Consider the following 22,524-nt stretch of genomic DNA (forward strand, 5'->3'; position numbering starts at 1 on the left):
TGCAGCATCAAAATATTTTTTAGTGGCAGACTCCGACCCCAATCCAATAGTAGAAAAACCAGATCCATTCGCCGCCTTAAGGTTTAAAGAATTTAGATCGTTTTTAGGTATGCGTTTCTTCTTTACACTTGCATATCAAATGCAAGCGGTAGTTATAGGTTACCACATTTACGATTTAACCCACGACGCTTTAAAGCTCGGTTTAGTAGGTTTATGCGAAGCCATTCCGGCGATAGGAATTGCACTTTACGGTGGTTATGTTGCCGATAAAAGTGAAAAGAGAGGATTGCTAATCAAGATTTTTTCTGGAGTGTGGTTGGCATCAGTACTCATGCTCATTATTACCAGTAAATTCTTGCATCTAAAAGAAGACTTGATCGTGCTTATTATGTATGGTTTGGTTTTCTGTATTGGCATAGCGAGAGGCTTTTTCGGACCAGCAACATTTTCGTTGATGGCCAAAATTATCCCTAAAGAATTATATCCGAATTCCAGTACATGGAGCAGCAGCACTTGGCAATTGGCAACAATTATTGGTCCTTTATTGGGTGGCTTAATAAATTGGTTATGGGGAATTACAGCCGCATATAGTGTAATTGTAGTGTTAGTTTCAATCTCGCTAATTTGCATATTTACCCTTAAAAAGCATCCCTCAACTTATGTTCCGAAAGAAAATATATTCCATAGTTTAAAAGAAGGAATCAGTTTTGTGTTCAAAACCAAAATGATGGTTTGGGCCATGAGCTTAGATTTATTCTCGGTATTTTTTGGTGGAGCAGTAGCGCTATTGCCAATTTTTGCAAAAGATGTTTTTCACATGGGTTCATTTGGTTTGGGCATGATGCGTGGCGCAGCATCTGCTGGGGCTGTAATTACCATGTTGGCAATGACGCGTTTCTCTCCAATGGGTAAACCTTGGCGAAACTTGTTAATTGCGGTAACAGGCTTCGGTTTAAGCATTATCTGTTATGGTTTATCCAGGAATTTCTATTTAACCTTATTCTTTTTATTCTTAGAGGGGTCTTTTGACAGTGTAAGCGTAATTATCCGCCAAACCATTATGCAGTTGTTAACGCCAGATGAAATGCGTGGACGAGTTTCTGCTGTTAATAGCATGTTTATTGGTTCATCAAACGAAATTGGCGAGTTCGAATCGGGTTTAACCGCAAAATATATGAGGCTTGTTCCTGCGGTAGTTTTTGGTGGAAGTATGACGATTGCCATTGCTGGGCTAACCTGGTTTAAAACAAAATCGCTTACTAAATTGAGTTTAAAGGATATTAATGAGCAAACTACGAAAGTAGCTTAGTGTGAGCAAAAAATTTATGGTTATGCTCTAATTCCTTTTTTCTATGCACTCGTGATACCCAACTTAGTAGTGTATCTTAATGCAGAACCTCTTTTAAACGCATTAAGATTCCAACCTGCGTGGGAAGGACGGCAATAAAATAGCATAAAGAAAATCCTGAATTTATTTAGGATCATGATCGTATTAGAGTTATGACTTATTAATTCGCAAAATTCTTTTTTCCTATCGCTGAACCAACTTTAAAAAAGGCGAATTGCCCTGCAAGCTAAACCCGATGTTACGCAAAGCCGCTATTTTTCATAGCGCTTGAAGGTACAGCGGGACAGAAACAAGCCGAAGAATTTCTACCATTGCTTTCCAAATCTTTGATTTATTCGAAGCTAATTAATCATAGAAAAGATTTAAAACTTCTTGTTCTTACCCCAAATCAGATAGACGATCGATCCTAAAAAGGGGGCGAAAAGGATGATGATAAACCATAGAACTTTTACCGAGAAACCCATTGATGAGTTTCTCGATATATGAAATAATGCGACTAAAATGAGGGCTAACCAAAGGATGGCTGCAATGATAATGATGATCGCGATTTGATTACTTTCTACTTGTGCTAATAACATGATGAAGCTTTTTGTTTAAGCTTCAACAATTCTTTCGCCGATTTGTTGGCGCCACATCGCTTGATATAAACCATTTTGTGCAATTAATCCCTCATGCGAACCTTGCTCAATGATGTGTCCTTTTTCTAAAACGTAAATGGTGTCGGCGTGTTTTATGGTGGATAGTCGGTGGGCAATCAAGATCGTAATATGATCTGTTAAATCTGAAACCGAACGAATGGTTTTTGTAATTTCTTCTTCGGTAATCGAATCCAATGAAGAAGTTGCTTCATCAAAAACCAAAATATCTGGCTGACGCAATAATGCCCTAGCGATGGATAAGCGTTGTTTTTCTCCGCCAGAAACTTTTACACCACCTTCTCCAATTAAAGAATCTAGGCCTTTATCTGCTCTGGCCAATAAAGTTTGACAAGCAGCTTGATTTAAAACTTTATAACATTCTTCATCTGTTGCGTTTGGATTAACGAACAAAAGATTTTCTCTTATCGTACCAGAAAAGAGCTGTGTATCTTGAGTTACGAAGCCAATTTTTTCGCGTAAAGCATCCAAATCGATATCGTTACTTGAGGTTCCGTTGTATAAAATTTCTCCATCTTTTGCTGGGTATAATCCAACCAAAAGTTTAACCAATGTAGATTTTCCAGATCCAGACGGGCCTACAAAGGCAATGGTTTGTCCGTTGTGGGTATCGAATGAAATGTTTTCTAACGCATTTCTATTTGCAGTTAGGTGTTTAAAGCTTACCGATTTAAAGGCAAGTTCTTTGATTTTTTTAATCGAGATGGGATTGGCTGGTTTTTTATCAATCGGTGTGCTTAAAATCTTTTTAAAGTTGCCTAAAGAAACTTCTGCTTCTCTCCAAGCTAAGATTACATTTCCAAGCTCTTGAAGTGGACCAAAAAGGAAGAACGAATAAAATAAGAAAGAGAAGTATTGTCCTGGTGAAATCGTATTGTCGAAAATTAAAAGTAAAAGCACAACAATCATCGAGCTTCTTACCAAGTTTACGGTAGTACCCTGAACGAAACTCATGCTTCGAACATATTTTACTTTTTTAAGTTCTAAACCTAAAATTTTGTATGTGGTTTTGTTTAATCTTTCAATCTCCTGATCGGCCAAACCTAAGCTTTTTACCAATTCTATGTTTCTTAACGATTCTGTTGTAGAACCTGCCAAAGCAGTAGTTTCGCCAACAATGGAACGCTGAATGGTTTTGATTTTTCGACTTAAAAACCAGCTTACAAAACTAATAATCGGAATGGCGGCGAAATAAACAAGCGTTACTTTGTAGCTAATGGAAACCGAATAAACGATTACAAAAACCATCCCAATTAGGCTTACAAAAAGTACACTGATAAAGGAGGTGATGAACTTTTCAGAATCCAATCTCACTTTTTGTAAAATACCTAAAGTTTCGCCACTGCGTTGATCTTCGAATACCTGATAAGGAAGTTTTAGGGAGTGCTGTAAGCCATCTGCATACATTTTTGCGCCAACTTTTTGTACAATTACACTGGTAAAATAATCTTGAAAGTTCTTTGCAATCCTCGAAATCATTGCAGCGCCAATAGCTAAGCCAATAAAGCCTAAAGCACCCCAAATGTATGCGCTTTTATTGGTAAAGGCACTTCGTTTATTGATGTACAAATCTAGGATTCGCCCTGTAAAATAAGGATCCATCAAAGAAAAGCCAATATTTATGCCTGCAAGAAGTAGAGCTAAAGCCACAATCCATTTGTGCCCCTTCAGGTAATTAATTAATACGTTCATTAAAGTTTTGTTGTTTGTTTTACAAACATAAAAAAAGGGAACGGATATAAATCCATTCCCTTTTTTTATGACTTTAAGCTAAGATACTAGCTGAGGGTTTAAAATCCGTAGCGTAAGCCAATTTGCATTTGCCAAGGATTACCCGATGGCGTAACCACACCCGTATTATTTACACGATATGTGTAAGCTCTGTTTGTGGCATCAAACGCTGAAACTGCATATAAAGCTTGGTTACCCATGGTTTCGTTAACACCCCATTTCTTGTTTAGCAAGTTGCCAAGGTTGAAGATATCTCCAGAAAGCTCGAAGTTATGTGATTTATAGATTTTGAATTTCTTGCTGATTCTTAAATCAACAATTCCGAAGAAATCATTAATACCACCGTTACGTTCCGCTATTTGACCAGAATATTTATTGATATAGTCTTTTAAACTTTGGCTCGCATCTGGATTATCCAACAACGTTTGTAAACCAGTACGAATGTTTGCTGGAACACTTGTGTTGTTTCTATCGAAAACATAAGCTAAATCGTTCGTTGCAACAAAATCGCCATTGATGTTTCCGCCAGCCAATAAGCTGTAACGAGTGCCACCAATTCCTGAGTAGCGTACGCCAACAGTAATGCCGTAGAAAGTTGGTAACGTTCCGTAAATAACCACTTTGGTACGGAACTGATTATCTGAGTAAGACATTTTGCTTAAATCTCTAGGATCATCTTTAACTGGAAGTGATAAAGTTGCAGAGTTAGCCACATTACCATTGTAAGAAGTATTGTCTTTTGTATCGTTGTAGGTATAACTTGCAGAAATTTCTCCATCTCTGAAATAGTTCCAAGTTGCGTCTAACACCACAGCGAATTGATTAACCTTACCTTGACTATTTAATTCTAACACACGTCCAAATTGATTCGTTAAACGACCACCTTTCCAATCGGCAACACCGTTGCCTGCTGCAATGCTAGTGGTTGGCACAAAAACACCACGATTTCCCTCATTAGGCAAAGTGAAAAATGGATTGGCCGCCATGTTTCTATCCACATACATATAGTTGTTGCGACCTAAAGTAGCATAGCCTGTTAGCCCAACCTTAAATTTATCGGTAATTAATTTACTATATGATAAATTGGCTTTATAAACTACTGGAATTTTAGCATCCTCTGCATAAGTATTAATGGTTGGAACTTGCAAGGCAGTTAAGCTTGGTGCTTGAGCAGAACCATTTCTATAACCAATAAAATTTGGTGTTGGAACATCTGGACCGAAAACATCTACGGTAGCTAAATGCTTGCCATCAAAAGTTAAGTTGTTAATAGTAACATAATTGTTTACATCCGATCCGAAAATACCAGCGCCTAAACGAACAAAATCAGTTCTATTTTCGTTGATGTCCCAATCAAATTGAATTCTCGGTTGCACCAAAAACTGTTTTAATTTATGATCTGTTCTGATGCCAATCGCATCAAATAATTTTTGGTTTAATGGTGATTTTGGATAAGCGCTGTAATCCACACGAACACCACCAATAAAGTCTAATCCTTTAGCTAATTTGGTTTGCATCTGTCCATAAATTGCAGTATTCCAAATGGCGGCTTTAACTGTTGGATCTGCTAATAACGGTACTTCGCGATAGTATCTGTTTGGTGCTAGGTTCTCGAAATTCTGTATTGCCGATGTTGCTCCGCCATTACTGCTGCTGTATTCAAAACGACCGTTTACTTCACTTCCATAAAGAGATTTTGCATGGGTGTACTGTAAATCGGCACCAAAAGTGTATTTCACCTTATCGGTATTGTAATAAAAGTTATCTACCAATTGAATTACGTTATTGGTAAAACCTTCTTGGCCGAAACGGTGACCACCAATTTGAATGGCAGTAGCAATGCTCGAACCATCAGCAAGTTTTGAAACAATATTACCAACTTGTGCTCTTGGAATGGCACCAGTTAATTCATCATTTTGTGTGCTCGCCTGGAAAGTATATAAATGCTGTACTTTTAATTCGTTTGTAACCTTGCTGCTGATGGTTGAACGCAAGGTTGCCAATAAATTGTTATCAACGTTTTTATCGTTACCATAACTTTCGAAGAAATTGATTGCCGTATTATCAGCTAAGCCCAATGGATTTCTATCGTTGGTATAGTTATCACGGATAGTTAATAAGTTTTTATCATCAATCTGCCAATCTAAACGGGCAAATGCGGCATCAGTTCCACGCTTTTTATCGAATGTGCCATATTGTTTCGTATTGGCTACACCGTATTTTGTACGTGCTATTCCTAAAAATTGTTCTAAAGTGCTATTTGTAATTCTGAATCTTGCCTCATCAGCAGCGCCGTTAACATCAGCAATAATCAACGGACGAGCATCTCTTTGATGATCCCATCCTACAAAATAGTGTAACTTATCTTTGATGATTGGACCGCCTAAAGTAAAGCCATATTGATATGTAGAGAAGTCATTATCGCGTTTTATGCCTCTAATATCGTAAGGAGAAGATAACCAATCGGCTCTTCCGTAGGTAAAAGCACTTCCGCTTAAAGTGTTTGTGCCAGATTTGGTAACGGCACTCACGGTACCGCCACCTGCTCTACCATAAGTTACATCATATTGGTTGGTAATTACCTTAAACTCGCGAACAGCTTCCATAGAAATAGAATACGGCGCACCGCTACGGCTGGTGGTAGAACCAGAAGAGGTAGGGTTTTTAGCACCCATACCATCAATAGTATAATTTGTAGAAGAACCTAGCTGGCCAGAAATACCACCACCGCGACTTAATGGAGATAAATCCATTAAGTTAGAGAAGTTACGTCCGTTTACAGGAAGTTGAGTCATGGTTTTTGCCGAAATCTCTGTTGATGCTCCAAAGTTTTTCACCTTGTTTTTTAAAGATGAACCTGTAACTTGTACTGCATCTAAACTTTGAGAAGCCTCTTGCATTTTGATGCTCACTTTTACAACATCGCCTTGGTTTAGCATGAAACCCGTACGGGTTTGCTCTCCGAAACCAATGTACGCTGCTTTTACAGTGTAAGGTCCGCCCAACGGAAGTTCTTTAAAAATATATTCTCCGTTTGAATTGGTTGAAGTTTTTGTTGTAAAGCCAGTGGATTCATTTCTAATTTGAACCGAAACCCCAGGAACAGGTTTCTTAGCTTCATCCGTTACTGTTCCGGATATGGATGCTTGAGTTGTTTGTGCAAATACCGAGTTATTGGCAAAGCAAAACAAGAGCAATAATGCGACTAGTAAATTTTTCATCATGATCAGTTTTTTGATTTGTTATCTGACCGCAAAGATGTTGTTGTAGTGTTAACTGAAATTTGACTTTATATTATGAAAAGGTTTACAATTTGTAGGTTTTTGAGCTGATGTTAAAATAAAAAACGGCCAATAAACTAATATTGGCCGTTTCATGTTAAGGTGGTGTTAACTTATTTTTTTTCAGCGGTGTATTTGTCGCTGAATTTTTTGTCTAGTTGCTTGTGCAAATTATCCAAGTTGATGTCTCTTCCTTGAATAAAAGCCTGCTCAACTTTGTTTGTTCTCATATCCAAAGCATCTCCGGCAGAAATAAAGAACGTAGCATCTTTCCCTACTTCAATACTGCCAGTAGTTTTATCAATTCCCATCGCTTTGGCTGCGTTTAAGGTAATGGTAGAAAGTGCTTTTTCTTTATCTAAGCCCCAAGCGGTAACGGTACCTGCCATAAACGGAAGGTTGCGTTGTTGCCAATAACCATCGATACTTAAAACCACATTTAAACCAGCATTCGCTAAAACAGCAGCGTTTTTATACGGCATGTTTACATCATCATCAATATTATTTGGTAAAGCATGAGGCTGTTTTACTACTAGCGTGATGTTGTTTTCTTTTAAGAATTCGATTATAAGATAAGCTTCATCTGCACCAGTAATTACTGGCGTAATACCAAACTTTTTGCCAAAGTTTACAGCCGCAACAATATCCTTCTGACTTTCTGCTGCGATAAACAATTTTTCATCACCAGAGAAAACCCTTTTCATGGCTTCAAAACGAGTATTGATTACTTCGGGTTTTCCCATCTCCGAATAAGCTTTTGCCTCAGCAAAGAAAGCTGTTAACTGCGCAATTGCGGCTTGAGTACGTTCTGCTAATAATTCTGGCGAAGTTTGGGCTCTTCCGAAACCTCCAAAACCACCTCTAAAACGTGGGGTAACGGGCCAAGTCATGTGCATTGCATCATCTTTTCTTAAAGCGGCATCTTCCCAATTCCATGCATCTAACTGCACAACCGAAGAACTCCCAGAAACTGTTCCGCCTTGTGGGGTTGGCTGAGCCATTAAAACACCATTGCTTCTTAAAGTAGCAGGTACTTTAGAATCGGTATTGTAAGCAACAATAGAACGGATGTGCGAATTGAAATCTCCAATTTCCTGAAAATCCAATGTTGCTTTTACAGCTTCAATTTCTACCAAACCTAAATTGGTTGTAGAGGCAATAAAACCTGGGTAGATGTGTTTTCCTGAAGCATTAATTTTTACTACATCATCTTGTGGCACTTGTCCATCGGCTCTTACCGAAATAATTTTTCCGTTTCCAAAAAGAATGGTTCCATTTTCGATTACAGTTCCGTTTCCAATATGTATCGTTGCGCCAGTAATGGCAATGGTTTTGCTTTGTTTTGGTGCTGGCGATATGTTTGCTTGTGCAAAACACATCAGGCTAGATGCCGATAAAGCCAGACTGAATAGGTAATTTTTCATGTTAGTGTGCATGTTCTTTTTCGGTTAATTCTGCTGAATAATTGTCTAAAGTTTCGCAATTGAATAAACGCGGCGCATCTCCCATTGGGCGTTGTGTGCGACTGCCTTTACTTTTGCTATCTAACATTTTTTGAATCAATCGTGCTTTTTCTACTTGTTGTGCTTTCATTACTTGAGCATCTCTTTCAATATCCCAATAGGCAACTCCATCTACAAAAGTTTTTTCTGCTTTTGCATAAATAGATAATGGATTAGCCGACCAGATTACAACATCAGCATCTTTGCCAACTTTTAAGCTGCCAACTTTTCCATCAATATGAAGCATTTTAGCCGGATTTAAAGTAACCAATTTTAGGGCTTCTTCTTCTGGAACATTTCCATAAAGTATAGATTTCCCAGCTTCTTGATTTAAGTGGCGAGCCATTTCAGCATCATCAGAGTTAAACGCAGTTGTAATCCCTACGTTGTGCATAATTTTTCCATTGTACGGAATTGCTTCAGCAACTTCGTTTTTATAAGCCCACCAATCTGAGAAAGTAGAGCCTGCAATATTATGCGCTTTCATTTTATCGGCAACTTTATAACCTTCTAAAATGTGTGTAAACGTATTTATTTTAAAGCCAAGACTATCTGCAACATGAATTAACATATTGATTTCGCTCTGCACATAAGAGTGGCAGGTGATGAATCTTTTGTTGTTAAGGATTTCTACAATTGCATCCAATTCTAAATCTCTACGGACAGAATTTCCTTTAACAGCCATTGCTTTTTCGTATTCCTTTGCACGCGTAAACTCATCTACATAAGTTTGTTCAACACCCATACGGGTAACAGGAAAACGAGCTCCATTTCCGAAATTACTTTGTTTAACGTTTTCGCCTAAAGCAAATTTGATGAAACCATCTGCACCTGCAAATTTTAATTCTTCTGCAGATTTACCCCAACGTAATTTTATTAATTGCGATTGTCCGCCGATTGGATTTGCCGAGCCATGTAAAATTTGAGAAGTGGTTACCCCACCAGCCAACTGGCGATAAATATTTACATCTTCAGGATTGATGATATCGCCCATGCGAACCTCAGAAGAAACAGATTGTGCGCCTTCGTTAATTCCATTTGCTGCAATGTGCGAATGCTCATCAATAATTCCTGTAGTAACGTGTTTGCCTGTAGCATCAATTACTTTAGCGCTGCCCGCCGATAAATTTTTCCCAATAGCTTTGATTTTTCCATTTTCTAAAAGGATATCGGCATTCTGTAAAATTCCGTCTTTTTCATTTGTCCAGATGGTGCCGTTTTTAATTAAAACAGTTTCCTGTTTTGGCAATTCAGCGGTACCAAAAGCGGTAAAAGGATAAATAACCGGTCCTACTGCTAAACTTGGTTTAGGCTCATCACGCTTGGGCATTTCTTTCGCCGGCTCTTTATATGTCGCTGTGAATTTTCCAATTGTTCCATCAGAAAGTGCAGATTCGCCCTTAAAAGTTAACGGATTAGCAGAAGTTAAATAACCACTTAAACGAACATCGCCTTTTGGATTTTTCTTCAAATTAAAATTGATGCTTACCCAATCGCCATTTCTGCTAAATGTTGCGGTTGTTTTAACGCTATCTACACCAATTCTTTCGATTGCCGCAATAGAGCCGCCAGATGTTCCTGTGATTTTTAAAGTTAAAGCACCAACGCCATCAACATTTAAGTTGTAAGTGCCACGTACATCGCTAACATCCATTTTGTTAACTATATAGCGCTTGCCCTGAACCCAGTTTTCGAAAATGATATTTCCGTTTTTAAATAGGTTATCAGATGAAATTAAGAAGTTGGCTACTTTGCCCTTCTCAATTGAACCAACTTTATCGCTAATGCCTAAAATCGAAGCAGGAATCTCAGTTACAGATTGTAAAGCTTGTTTTTCGGTTAAGCCATTTTCTATCGCGGTGCGGATATTTGCCCAAAAATCGCGACTGTTTTCTAAACCAAATGCCGTTAAAGCAAACTTGATTCCTGCTTTTTCTAAAGCTGAAGCATTTGTTGGAGCCATTTCCCAGCCTTTCATTTGGGGTAAGCTTACATTTCTGGCTTCTGCCGGATCTTCCACATCATAAGCTTTTGGAAAAGCCAATGGAATAATTAAAGTTGCACCGGTCGCTTTAACTTCGTTAATACGTTGATATTCATCTCCAGCAGATTTGATAATGTATTTTTTGCCAAATTCTTTTCCAACTTTATCTGCACGAAGAACACTCTGCCAACCATCAACCTCAAAAATTTGAGGTAAATCTTGCTGTTTTCCAAATTCATCCAACGAGATATTATATTCATCTTTCTGTTTGCCATACCATTGCGAGTCGTAATAAGTTTGACGGAGCAAAGCGATGGACCCCATAAGTGAAGTTGGATAATCGTTTGATGAAGTTCCTTTGTTAAATGAATAGTTTGCTGCGGTTTGATCTTTCAAAAACACATTATTATCCGATCCTTCGTTCAGGGTTACTGCCGCAGAAGTTCCACGAGCAATTCCATCACGATTAATTACGTTAACACTTCCGAAACCAACTTTACGAAGTTCATCGGCTTTTTTGCTATCTACAGAAAAGATAGTTTTTACCTGCGTTTCTGGTCTAATGGCTTCGTTCCAGCCAAATGCACCTTTTTTGGTAGATACAAAAATAGATTGACGCGTACCTCCACCGCCACCGCCTCCAAAACCGCGAACTGGTGTTGCAGCTTCTGGTAAGCCATAGCTTGTAAAAGCATCAACCAGAGATGGATAAACGAATTTTCCTTTTAAATCAATAATAACGTAGCCTTTTGGTACGGCTAAACCGGCGCCAACAGCTTGGATAGTTTGTCCTTTTATTAAAAGTGTGGCATTTGTTAAGGTTTGGTTGGCATTTACTACAATTGTTGCATTTGTAAATGCGTACATTCCTGGTCTTGTATCAAAAGAACCATTTACAGGAAATGTAGATTGTTGTGCAAACAGAATTGTAGTAGAAAATACCAGCACAATGGCGAGTAAAATTTTCTTCATAACTTGTTTAGGGGTTTAATTTGTTTAAAACTAATATAAATAAGCGTTGATATTGCTTGATAACCTATTTTTTACAATTAATGATTACTTTTGAAACAACAAAATATCATATTATGTATCAAATTTTAAAAAGTGCACACTCAGGTTGGCGCTATATCGTTTTTGCTCTGTTGGTTATCGCTGTTATTAAAGCTTTATCGGGTTGGTTGGGTAATAAAGCTTACACCGAAGGGGATAGAAAGCTGAATGTATTTACATTGATTAGCGCACACATTCAATTATTAATTGGATTGGTATTGTATTTTGCAGGAGATTGGTATAAAGTAGATAGCAGCAACGCTGTTGGGCGCTATTGGAAAATGGAACACATTAGTATGATGATTATTGCAATCGTTTTAATCACCATCGGAAATTCTAAATCAAAAAAATTAACAGAGTCTATTGCAAAGCACCGAACGATTTCAGTTTTCTTTGGCTTGGCCTTAATTTTAATTATTGTAACCATTTTGCTTATGGTTAAAGATGTACCAGGAAGATCTTTTTTTGGTATGACTAAATAATTTTAGCAAAACTATTTCTTTAAATATTTCGGTTTTTCAAAATTCTTTATATTTTTGTCGCTCATGATCAGCAATATACACACATGGCTTTGGCAAAGTAATTCGAAAACGGATTGCGCAGGCTGCGTATGAGAAAAATATAGTTTATCAACCTAAACCTAATTGAACCATTAAAGCCCTGCGTAGAACCACACGCAGGGCTTTTTATTTAAAAATAGTTTTACAAAAGAGGAGATTGCTTCGTCGTGCCTCCTCGCAATGACGATAAAAAAATGTTTAAAATAAATACAACGTATAAAAAATTACTTGCCGATACCACAACTCCTGTAAGCATTTACTTGCGCTTACGCGATGTATATCCAAATAGTATCTTATTGGAAAGTTCTGATTATCACAGTCGTGAAAATTCCATGAGCTTTGTTTGTGCAGATCCAGTTGCAGGCATTATTTTGAAGGGAACAAGATTGGAAACTTATTTTCCTGATGGTTCTGTAGAGATTAAAGAAAGCGAAAATTTAACCGAGGAGATTACTGCCTTTAAGGATAAATTTAAAGAAACCGAATTCCCAGAGATTAAGTTTATCTCTAGCGGTTTATTCGGATATTTTACTTGGAATGCAGTACAACATTTTGAGGATATTAAATTTACTTCTGAAACTCCTGAAGGAGAGGAAATTCCAGAAATGCAATATCATTTGTATCGTTATTTAATTGCGATAGATCATTTTAAGAATGAAATTACCTTGTTCAAAAATACTTTCGAAGGCGAAGAAGAGGGTGGCTTGGAAAAAATGGAATACCTAATTCAGAACAAAAACTATCCTGAATATAAGTTTCAACTTCGTGGAGAAGAGTCATCAAACTTAACAGATCAAGGTTTTATGACTTTAGTAGAAAAACTTCAAAAGCATATTTATAGAGGTGATATTTTCCAAATTGTTCCTTCAAGAGCATATAAACAAGCTTTTTCTGGCGATGAATTTAATGTTTATCGTTGCTTAAGATCGATAAATCCTTCTCCGTATCTGTTCTATTTTGATTACGGAAATTTTAAACTTTTTGGTTCATCGCCAGAAGCACAGATTACTATAAAAAATAATACAGCTAATATTTTTCCAATTGCAGGCACATTTAAACGCAGTGGAAACGATATTGAAGATGCTGAACAGGCAAAAAAATTAGAGCAAGATCCGAAAGAAAGTGCCGAACACGTAATGTTAGTCGATTTGGCTCGGAATGATTTAAGCAGACATTGCAATCGGGTAGAAGTGAAGTCTTTTAAAGAGGTTCAATATTATTCGCATTTAATTCATTTGGTAAGCAAAGTTAGCGGGCAGTTACAGGAAGATGTTACTGCGTTTAAAGTGGTTGCAGATACTTATCCAGCCGGAACTTTAAGTGGTGCGCCAAAATATAAAGCCATGCAGTTAATTGATGAAAATGAAAAGCTTGGTCGTAATTTTTATGCAGGAGCAATTGGTTTTATGGGCTTTAATGAAGATTTTAATCATGCGATTATGATCAGAACTTTCATGAGCAAAAACAACGAATTGCATTATCGTGCTGGTGCAGGCATCGTTGCAGATTCTGTTCCCGAAACTGAAATGCAGGAAGTAAATAATAAAATTGCCGCCTTGCGTAAAGCAATTGTAATGGCAGAAGGCATTTAATGGAAGAGGGGAAATGTGCAACGGATGATGTGTAAATTAAAGAAGAAATTACAATGGAAAATATAGATAAAAAAACAGTTTTAGTAATTGATAACTACGACAGTTTTACTTACAATTTAGTTCACTTAATAAACGAAGTTGGTTATGAAGCTGTAGTTTGGAGAAACGATAAATTCGACTTGGCTGATGTAGAAAAGTTCGATAAGATTTTGCTTTCTCCTGGCCCTGGGATTCCGGAAGAAGCTGGGTTATTATTGGATGTAATTAAAACTTATGCGCCTACAAAAAGTATTTTTGGCGTGTGTTTAGGTCAGCAGGCCATTGCTGAGGCTTTCGGTGGTACACTTTTAAACCTCGGCCGACCCATGCATGGGATTGCTACGCCAGTAACCGTTGTAGATGGTGATGAACCTTTATTTTGGGAATGCCCGCAAACGATAAATGTAGGTAGGTATCACAGTTGGGTGGTGAGTAAAGAGAATTTTCCAGCTTGTTTAAAAATCACAGCCAGAGATCATAAAAGTGAGATTATGGCACTTAGACACGAAAGTTTGGATGTTCGCGGTGTTCAATTTCATCCAGAAAGTGTGCTTACGGAGTATGGGAAACAGATGATGGAGAATTGGTTGACGACTTAAGGAATTTCGTCATTGCGAGGCACGAAGCAATCTCATTTGTGAGTTAGATTGCTTCGTGCCTCGCAATGACGGCAATATATGAATATGAATATTTTAGATAAAATCGTATTACGAAAAAAAGAAGAAGTTGCCGATGCAAAGCGACTGGTTTCTATACAGGATTTAGAAAAGGCTGAATATTTTAAACGTACGCCTTACTCTTTCAAGGAATTTTTACTGGCTGAAGATCGGACTGGAATTATTGCGGAGTTCAAGCGCCGTTCGCCTTCTAAGGGCTTAATTAATGGCGTTGCTGGTGTTGCTGAAGTAACACAAGCTTACAACAATGCTGGCGCTTCGGCGCTTTCGGTTTTAACTGATGTGGATTTCTTTGGTGGTAAAATGGCTGATATTCTTTCGGCACGAGCGGTAAATAATATTCCGATTTTGAGAAAAGATTTCATGATTGATGAATATCAGATTTTGGAAGCAAAAGCTTGGGGCGCTGATATTATTTTATTAATCGCTTCCATTTTGACTCCAAAACAAATTCATGATTTCGGAAAATTTGCCCATGATTTAGGTTTAAATGTACTGTTAGAAGTTCATAATTTGGAAGAGCTTGAAAGAAGCATTTCCCCGAATTTGGATGCTATTGGTGTAAATAATAGAAACCTTGGAGATTTTACGGTTAACATTCAAACTTCTTTTGATTTGGTAAATAAGATTCCGAATGAGTTTTTGAAGATCTCTGAAAGTGCGATTAGTGATCCGGCTATTATTAAAGATTTGAAAACCGCGGGGTTTAATGGATTTTTAATTGGAGAAAATTTTATGAAAACAGAGAATCCGGGTGAAGCGATAAAGGAATTTGTAGCAGAGATGTAGTCATAAATTTTTGCCACGGAAACACTGAATGCACGGATAATTTAGGCTTTAGTACTTGAGAGGCACGAAGCAATGTTAAAGCGCTTGTTCTATCGGTTGGTATTTCAACGACCGAAGCAATTTATGGAACATCGCTGTTCGAGATGTTAAGCATAGCGCATCTCGAACTTAGTATAAGAGTGGATTTGTAATCCATATTCCTATCGGTTGGTGTCTCACCGACCAAATACTGGTTTTATTGGCTGGCTAAGTAACAGGCTTCGAATAACAGCAGTTTCCAAAGTTCAATAAGCCCGATTGACGTGGAAAGTTTTTGTTGCGCCTTTCGACAGGTTTAGGATGGCATCGCACAAAAACTTGCAACAAAAAGCGGGGCTGTATTGGCCAAAAGCTACTGGCTTTCACTTTCAAATTTATAAAAAACATTTATTGCATCGAATTGGTTTGTAAATGGAATTACGAACAGCAAATTCGTATCTTTCCTTAAGAAAATTAATTGTTATTTAAAGGTTAAGGAGAGAACGATAAAATTGCTTATTTGCTACTATAATTGTAGCAATTTTATCTAAGTTTGCTACAATTACATGGGAAAACAAAAATTATATGATACTGCTGTTCAGCAGGAGCGAGCCATTTTGGTGGGTGTAATTACCCCTGGCGAAAAGGAAGAGCAAACAAAAGAATATTTAGATGAGTTGGCCTTTTTGGTTGAAACAGCTGGCGGTGTGGTGGAAAGAAACTTCACACAGAAGATGTTGAAGCCTGAGCGTGCAACTTTTGTAGGTACAGGAAAGCTGGAAGAAATTAAGGGTTTTGTAAAATCCGAAGAGATTGATGTGGTTATTTTTGACGATGAATTATCACCATCTCAACTGAGAAACATTGAGCGTGAAATCGGTGTGAAAATCTTGGATAGAAGTAATTTAATTCTCGATATTTTTGCAAATAGAGCCCAAACTGCACAGGCAAAAACGCAGGTAGAATTGGCGCAATTACAATATTTATTACCACGATTAACAGGTATGTGGACGCACTTGGAACGCCAAAAAGGTGGTATTGGGATGCGTGGGCCAGGTGAAACGCAGATTGAAAGTGATAGACGGATTATTTTAACCAAAATTTCGTTATTAAAAGAGCGTTTGCGCTTAATTGATAAACAGAATGAAACACAAAGAAAAAATCGTGGTCAGCTAATTCGCGTTGCCTTGGTTGGTTACACAAACGTTGGTAAATCGACGATTATGAACATGCTTTCGAAATCGGAAGTGTTTGCTGAAAATAAGTTGTTTGCAACTTTAGATACTACGGTTAGAAAGGTGGTGATTGAGAATTTGCCGTTTTTATTGTCGGATACGGTTGGATTTATTCGCAAGTTACCTCACCATTTGGTAGAGTGTTTCAAATCTACTTTAGATGAAGTTAGAGAAGCAGATGTTTTAATTCACGTGGTTGATGTTTCGCATCCAAACTTTGAGGATCAGATTCATATTGTTAACGAAACATTGAAAGATATTGGTGCAATTGATAAGGATATGATTTTGGTTTTTAATAAAATTGATGCTTATGTCGCACCTGAGGAAGATGATTTAGTCGCCTTTGAGAAAGGGAAAATGAGTTTGGCTGATTTTAAGAAAAGCTGGATGAGTCATGGAAAAACGCCTGTTTTGTTTATCTCTGCAACAGAAAAGGAAAATATAGAAGAGTTTAAAACATTGTTATACAATAAGGTTAAGGAGATCCATACGGCGAGATATCCCTATGATAATAATTTGTTATATTAGTTAAGTTAAACCGTCATTGCGAGGCACGAAGCAATCTTACAACGCCAAAATTTAAGCGATTGCTTTTAAGATTACTTCGTGCCTCGCAATGACGAAGAGGAAAATATTATGGAAAGTAAACGTCAGCAAAAATTTGCAGGAGTAATACAGGAAGAATTGGCACAAATTTTTCAACGTGAGGGTGGTGCATTTTTGCCAAATACACTGGTAACGATTACGCGTGTTCGGGTATCGCCAGATTTATCTGTGGCAAAAGTTTATTTAAGCTTTTTTAATACCACCAATACCACACTTTCGATTAATACAGTTAATGCGCATACTGGAGAAATCAGATATAAACTAGGGGCTAGAATTCGCCATCAGGCAAGAGTTGTGCCTGAGTTAACTTTCTTTGTTGATGATACCAATGAGTATGTAGAGAAAATGGATCATCTTTTTGAAAAGATTGCTAAAGAGCCAAGACAAAAAGAAGAGGACGGCGAAGATCTTTCTTAAATGAAAACTTTCGATCAAATTATAAAATCAAACGCATCGGCAATTCTTAAAGTCGTTGATTTTGATGTGGTTTCTGATCAACTTTTACCATTAGATTTTACAGCTACGAATACTGAGCTTACGGATCAGATCTTGGATAATACGGATTTGTTCTCTACTTGGGTGAGTCAGAAACTCACGGATCATAATGCTCGTTATGGCATTGGAGGTTATGGTGAGCATAGAACCATTTACTCCAGAAGTGCGCACTTTGATACTGGTGAAGAACCTCGTCGCTTACATTTAGGGGTAGATATTTGGGGTCCGGCTGGAACGCCTGTTTATACTTTTTATGATGCTACAGTTCAGAGTTTTGCCAATAACAATAACTTTGGAGATTATGGTGCAACGATAATTTTGGCTTACGAAATCGATGGCTTCAAATTCAATGTATTGTACGGTCATTTGAGTTTGGCATCTTTAAATAATTTAGAAGAAGGTCAATTTATCCCTGCTGGAAATAAGATTGCCGAACTTGGAGCTAAAGAAGAAAATGGATACTGGCCACCACATTTACATTTCCAGCTAATTAAAGATCTTCAAGGTTTAAAAGGCGATTATCCTGGTGTTTGTAAATTTAGCGAACGCGAAAAATATTTAGCCAATTGCCCAGATCCGAATTTGATTTTGAATTATTCATTTGGTTAATTTAGATTTTAACCACAAAGACACAAGGATCACAAAGTTTAAATATGTTATTAATTCTCTTCTCTTTAATTCCTAAAAACTCTTCTCTTCGTTGCGAGAAACTTTATTTTCTTTGCATTAAAGCTTTTTAGAAACCGTAAATTAGCTTAATGAAGAAGTTACTGTTTTTATGTTTAATGTTTTGCTGTACAGTTGCTGTAGCTCAGTTGCAGTTTAAAACGGGTAAGGCAGGCTTCGTGAATTTTTTACGAGACAATACCGTTTATCCTCCTTTTTCAAAGCAAAATTGTATTCAGGGAACGGTAAATATCAGCTTCAAATTGGATCAGGATGGGAAAGTGTATTCATCAAAAGTTACCAAAGGAATTTTAACCGAACTGGATGAAGAAGCTTTGCGCTTAGTTCGCTTAAGTAGTGGCAAATGGCAAGTTCCAATGGGTTACGATACCACAACTTCGGTAATTGTGCCTGTTAATTTTAAGTTATCGGGTTATAACTGCGAGGGAAAAAGCGATGCTGATATTCGTGAAGCCATCCAAGCTTACGAAACCGATGAGAACTTAACCAAAACGGTAATCAACTTTTATAAAAATATAACACTTGCAAAACCCGGACAGGAAGCGCAAATTATCGCCATTAAAAACCAGCTTGGGATAGATGATGATTATTTGGATGACCGCATTAAAGACGGTTTAAAAAAAATTAAACAAGGCGATAAACAGGGTGCTTGCGAAGATTTTTCCTTTGTTAAAAATGTAGGAAGTGCGAAAGCCGATAAATACATTGCTCAATATTGTAAATAAATGCGATACACAATTAAAATTTTTGCGCTCTTAGATGTTATAAGTATCGTATTGCTTGCCCAGCCCTTTTGGGGAATTATTACGCATTTAAATGAAATCCCTCAAGAACTTTTATCACAGGCTAGAGTGGTTTTAACTTTGCCATTATTCCTTTCCCTTTTTGTTTCTGCAGTTGGATTGTTCCTCTTTAGAAAGTTTGGCTTTATTGCCTATTACATTCAATTCCCATTTCGATTAGTAGTTTGGGTATTTTCGATCGGTTTTATAACCCTTCTTCCCGAATTGTTAAACCTTAAAGAAATATGGTTCGAGATATTTTTTAAACTGTGTTTCGTTGCCGAGTTCTTCAGATTGTACTATACCATCAAAATTCATCGGAAAGAATTGAGCTAAACAATAACTGCAATCGCATCTTTAATAATTTTCGCTTCTACAGTATTTACCTTTCCGATATATTCGCCATCTACCTGAAAGTGAGCCTTATATTTTGATATAATTTTAACTTCTGATGTTTGAAAAATCTCAATCTTTTTGGGGTTAAAAGGTAATTTGGTAAGCCAAATTTTTATGATTTCCAGATAGGAATAATCCTTCACTAAAACCACTTCAAAAAGATCATCATCTAACTTTCCATCTGGATTTATTTTTAAGCCAGAGCCATACATGGTTGCATTGGCAATAGCAACCATTGCAGCCGCAGAATTAACGGTTTCACCTTTTAATTTCAATTCTACCTCCATTCTTTTATGATTCCATAAGGCATGCCAAGTTGCTTTTGCATAACCCCACATTCCTCGCTCTGGCAAGGTATCGAACTTTTTAACCAAGTAAGCATTAAAGCCTAAATCTGATAAGTGGATGCAGATTTCATCATTCAACTTTGTTACATGAATCTTTTTTGGCGTACCACTTTCGGCTAAATCCAATGCAAGTTCTATATCGGTTGGAATGCCCAGTTCTTTTGCCATTCCATTGGCAGAACCAGCTGGAATTATTCCGATTGGTATATCCGTTTTTAATAAACATTCGGCTACCAATTTTAAGGTTCCATCTCCACCAACAGCAACAACTCGATCGGCATTAGAATCTTTAATTCGTTTCTTAATCTTCTCCAAAGAGCAATCTTCCGGCAGTTCAAATAAATCAATTTCAGTTTCTTTTTTGCTGAAATGAGTAGAAATTACTTCCTTTAAATTAATGTCGTGACTGCCCGAAGCCGGGTTGATAATGAATAGTAATTTCATGCGGTTAACCTTAATGATTTTACAACACAAACAACTTTAAATAAACTCTGTTTTAACTATAATGAATAAATCTGTAAGTGTAAAAGTTTATCACGGTTATGGCCATACCCATAATTTGGTGGTTTATGGTCATGTTTTTAAACGGAAGGCCAAAGCGAACCAGGTTTACAGCAATAATTTATTTGTTAATATAATTCATCTTTTAAAGCTTTTTATTCTTAAACCCTATCCTTTTGTTAAGGTCAAATTGCAGTTTTTAGGACAAACAATTTACAATAAAACCGAAGGCGATGGGTTTTTTAAGTTCGAATGGGAAGCAGAAACAGAAGTACCTGCAGGCTGGCACGATGTCACGATTGAAGCCCTAACAGAAGATGATCAAGTTTTAAATGTTGGAACGGGAAAAATTTATGTACCGCATATTACGCAATATGCTTTTATTTCTGATGTAGACGATACCGTTGTGATTTCACACTCAGCAACAATTGGTCGGCGTTTGCGAGAGCTGTTTATTAAAAATCCACACACCCGTAAAACCTTTCCAAATGCACCGAGCCACTATCAGCAATTGGCGCTTTCCCATACTTCCGAAAATCAGCCAAATCCATTTTTTTATGTAAGCAGTAGCGAGTGGAATTTATACGATTATTTAATCGAAACCTTCAAATTTAATAAGTTACCAGATGGTGCTTTTCTTTTGAATACTTTGAAGCGATGGAAAGATTTAGTTAAAACAGGTAAAACTGGTCATGAGGGAAAATTACTTCGAGTTATGCGAATTTTAGATGTTTTTCCGAATCAAAAGTTTGTTTTCTTTGGCGATAATTCTCAACAAGACCCATCCATTTATGCTGTAATTGTAGAAAAATATCCGCAAAATATCGAGGCGGTTTATATTAGAAATATCCGCCCAGAGAAAGAAGCTGAAACGAGGCTGTTATTGCAAAAAATAGAATCTCAAAAGGTTCATGCTTGCCTTTTTAACAATAGCGAAGAAGCTATTGTACATTCAAAAACTATAGGATTAATCCAGTAATTTGGAGAGCAGTTTCAGTGCTAATCGGTTTCGGTAGTCCCGCTTTTCTTTTCGCTCCGATGAAAAATCGGGTGCTTCAATACAATCGGGTCTATTTAACTCAGGTTAAATGTTCTTCTGAAAGATTGCTGTTTGATATGTATAGTTACTTCTTAGTGGATTACAAATCCACAACTTAATAGGACGAGATTGCAAATCTCGACCAGCGAAGGAAAAACTGGTTTTATGGTGGATTACAAATCCACAATTCCATAGGACGAGATTGCAAATCTCGACCAACGAAGCGTAAATAAGATACTTAAGAAATCGATTTTCCAAATGGCGTAAAAGCCAAGTTCATTAATTTAAAATGTTGGCGACCGAAAGGAATTCCAACAATGGTTATGCAAAGCAACAAGCCAAAGAATAGGTGTGTCAGTGCAATCCAAAAACCACCGCAACAAATCCAAATGATATTCATTATAGTAGAAAGGCAACCCGTATTAGAAGAGGTATCCGTTATTTTAACACCGAAAGGAGCTAAGCCTACAATAGCAAATTTGAAGCATTGAATGCCAAATGGAATGCCAACAATTGTTAAGCAGAGAATTAATCCACCGATAATATACTCAAAGAAAATAAAGATCCCGCCAAAAATTATCCAGATGATGTTGCCTATAAAATTCATTTTTTGTGTTTTATTTAAGATTTGTTTTAACCAGAATTGTTACGCGGAAAAATGCTAATGGGCTTTTTTAATTTTGAAGTTCTTCCTAAATTACAATAACACACAAATTAAAACCTATTAAAATGAAAAAATCAATTTTATTGGCGACGGTCGTCACTTGCCTTGCATTTTCTAATATAAAGGCTCAAACAGTAAGCGGAACAAAACTGAGCGATATCCGTTCAGATTACATCGAAATTAGAGCTGTTACTTCCACGTTTAATGATAATATTTGGATTGCACTGCACTTTGGACAAAAGGCTGAATATCTTGATGATGCCTACATTAAAGGGCCAGACGGTAAAAAGCTAGCATTTAACTCTGCAATTGATTGCGTAAACAAAATGAAGAATTATGGATATGAACTGTTTCAAGCTTACTCCGAACAAAACGGAAAAGACTCAGGCAGATCGGTTTATATTTTGAAGAGAAAGTAATTTTTACACAGGCTGGCAGTACCTTGCTTTATTGAACAAGCCGAAGTTAAATAAACCCGATAGCAATGAAAATGCCAGCAATTTTTTCTATTGCTGGCGTTGTAATGTGTAGCGGGAGAGAAACAA

Annotated in this window: 19 protein-coding genes; 12 read left to right on the top strand and 7 right to left on the bottom strand. The window is 37.1% G+C overall.

Annotated features, from left to right (window positions below; translation table 11 throughout):
* Nucleotides 1-22 precede the first annotated feature (22 nt).
* Nucleotides 23-1,309, top strand: coding sequence for an MFS transporter (locus tag H7U22_RS11505; protein ID WP_187071504.1), 1,287 nt, complete (start codon nucleotides 23-25; stop codon nucleotides 1,307-1,309).
* Between the two features lie 401 nt (nucleotides 1,310-1,710).
* On the opposite strand, the gene H7U22_RS23290 is transcribed toward H7U22_RS11505, so the two are convergent.
* The 5 genes from H7U22_RS23290 to H7U22_RS11530 all read right to left on the bottom strand — a co-directional run bounded on the left by H7U22_RS23290 (nucleotide 1,711) and on the right by H7U22_RS11530 (nucleotide 11,474).
* The gene (locus H7U22_RS23290; protein ID WP_187071505.1) at nucleotides 1,711-1,926 is read right to left on the bottom strand and encodes a PLD nuclease N-terminal domain-containing protein; all 216 of its coding nucleotides are present in this window, start codon (nucleotides 1,924-1,926) and stop codon (nucleotides 1,711-1,713) included.
* A gap of 15 nt (nucleotides 1,927-1,941) precedes the next feature.
* Entirely contained in the window at nucleotides 1,942-3,696 is a 1,755-nt protein-coding gene (locus tag H7U22_RS11515) for an ABC transporter ATP-binding protein (protein WP_187071506.1), read from the bottom strand.
* A gap of 98 nt (nucleotides 3,697-3,794) precedes the next feature.
* The gene (locus H7U22_RS11520) at nucleotides 3,795-6,959 is read right to left on the bottom strand and encodes a TonB-dependent receptor (protein ID WP_187071507.1); all 3,165 of its coding nucleotides are present in this window, start codon (nucleotides 6,957-6,959) and stop codon (nucleotides 3,795-3,797) included.
* A 170-nt stretch (nucleotides 6,960-7,129) separates the two neighbouring features.
* Complete coding sequence (locus H7U22_RS11525) at nucleotides 7,130-8,440, bottom strand: amidohydrolase family protein (protein ID WP_187071508.1); 1,311 nt, start codon at nucleotides 8,438-8,440, stop codon at nucleotides 7,130-7,132.
* Between the two features lies 1 nt (nucleotide 8,441).
* Complete coding sequence (locus H7U22_RS11530) at nucleotides 8,442-11,474, bottom strand: amidohydrolase family protein (protein ID WP_187071509.1); 3,033 nt, start codon at nucleotides 11,472-11,474, stop codon at nucleotides 8,442-8,444.
* Nucleotides 11,475-11,587: 113 nt separating this feature from the next.
* On the opposite strand from H7U22_RS11530, the gene H7U22_RS11535 reads away from it, so the two are divergent.
* The 9 genes from H7U22_RS11535 to H7U22_RS11575 all read left to right on the top strand — a co-directional run bounded on the left by H7U22_RS11535 (nucleotide 11,588) and on the right by H7U22_RS11575 (nucleotide 19,368).
* On the top strand, nucleotides 11,588-12,034 hold the full coding sequence (locus H7U22_RS11535) for a cytochrome B (RefSeq protein ID WP_187071510.1): 447 nt from the start codon (nucleotides 11,588-11,590) through the stop codon (nucleotides 12,032-12,034).
* A gap of 272 nt (nucleotides 12,035-12,306) precedes the next feature.
* Nucleotides 12,307-13,704: an anthranilate synthase component I family protein gene (locus H7U22_RS11540; protein ID WP_187071511.1), complete on the top strand. Its 1,398-nt coding sequence runs from the start codon at nucleotides 12,307-12,309 to the stop codon at nucleotides 13,702-13,704.
* 53 nt (nucleotides 13,705-13,757) lie between these two features.
* Nucleotides 13,758-14,342: an anthranilate synthase component II gene (locus tag H7U22_RS11545; RefSeq protein WP_187071512.1), complete on the top strand. Its 585-nt coding sequence runs from the start codon at nucleotides 13,758-13,760 to the stop codon at nucleotides 14,340-14,342.
* An 84-nt stretch (nucleotides 14,343-14,426) separates the two neighbouring features.
* Complete coding sequence (gene trpC, locus H7U22_RS11550; RefSeq protein WP_187071513.1) at nucleotides 14,427-15,209, top strand: indole-3-glycerol phosphate synthase TrpC; 783 nt, start codon at nucleotides 14,427-14,429, stop codon at nucleotides 15,207-15,209.
* A 584-nt stretch (nucleotides 15,210-15,793) separates the two neighbouring features.
* Nucleotides 15,794-16,990, top strand: a complete 1,197-nt coding sequence (hflX, locus tag H7U22_RS11555) for a GTPase HflX (protein ID WP_187071514.1) — start codon at nucleotides 15,794-15,796, stop codon at nucleotides 16,988-16,990.
* Nucleotides 16,991-17,098: 108 nt separating this feature from the next.
* A complete protein-coding gene (gene rbfA, locus H7U22_RS11560; RefSeq protein ID WP_187071515.1) occupies nucleotides 17,099-17,485 on the top strand; it encodes a 30S ribosome-binding factor RbfA in 387 nt (128 codons plus the stop codon).
* Nucleotides 17,486-18,172, top strand: a complete 687-nt coding sequence (locus H7U22_RS11565; protein WP_187071516.1) for a peptidoglycan DD-metalloendopeptidase family protein — start codon at nucleotides 17,486-17,488, stop codon at nucleotides 18,170-18,172.
* 149 nt (nucleotides 18,173-18,321) lie between these two features.
* Nucleotides 18,322-18,975, top strand: a complete 654-nt coding sequence (locus H7U22_RS11570; protein ID WP_187071517.1) for an energy transducer TonB — start codon at nucleotides 18,322-18,324, stop codon at nucleotides 18,973-18,975.
* Entirely contained in the window at nucleotides 18,976-19,368 is a 393-nt protein-coding gene (locus H7U22_RS11575; RefSeq protein ID WP_187071518.1) for a hypothetical protein, read from the top strand. It begins immediately after the preceding gene.
* Here the strand turns inward: H7U22_RS11575 and H7U22_RS11580 are convergent.
* The gene (locus H7U22_RS11580) at nucleotides 19,365-20,219 is read right to left on the bottom strand and encodes a diacylglycerol/lipid kinase family protein (protein ID WP_187071519.1); all 855 of its coding nucleotides are present in this window, start codon (nucleotides 20,217-20,219) and stop codon (nucleotides 19,365-19,367) included. The two genes, H7U22_RS11575 and H7U22_RS11580, sit on opposite strands and share 4 nt — an antisense overlap.
* A 61-nt stretch (nucleotides 20,220-20,280) precedes the next feature.
* Between H7U22_RS11580 and H7U22_RS11585 the strand changes: the two genes are divergently transcribed.
* The gene (locus H7U22_RS11585; RefSeq protein WP_187071520.1) at nucleotides 20,281-21,255 is read left to right on the top strand and encodes an App1 family protein; all 975 of its coding nucleotides are present in this window, start codon (nucleotides 20,281-20,283) and stop codon (nucleotides 21,253-21,255) included.
* Between the two features lie 298 nt (nucleotides 21,256-21,553).
* On the opposite strand, the gene H7U22_RS11590 is transcribed toward H7U22_RS11585, so the two are convergent.
* Nucleotides 21,554-21,922, bottom strand: coding sequence for a YccF domain-containing protein (locus H7U22_RS11590; protein ID WP_187071521.1), 369 nt, complete (start codon nucleotides 21,920-21,922; stop codon nucleotides 21,554-21,556).
* A 122-nt stretch (nucleotides 21,923-22,044) separates the two neighbouring features.
* Between H7U22_RS11590 and H7U22_RS11595 the strand changes: the two genes are divergently transcribed.
* Nucleotides 22,045-22,398, top strand: a complete 354-nt coding sequence (locus H7U22_RS11595) for a hypothetical protein (protein ID WP_187071522.1) — start codon at nucleotides 22,045-22,047, stop codon at nucleotides 22,396-22,398.
* The last annotated feature ends 126 nt before the right edge of the window (nucleotides 22,399-22,524 follow it).

Source organism: Pedobacter fastidiosus (assembly GCF_014306625.1).
Taxonomy (GTDB): Bacteria; Bacteroidota; Bacteroidia; order Sphingobacteriales; family Sphingobacteriaceae; genus Pedobacter; species Pedobacter fastidiosus.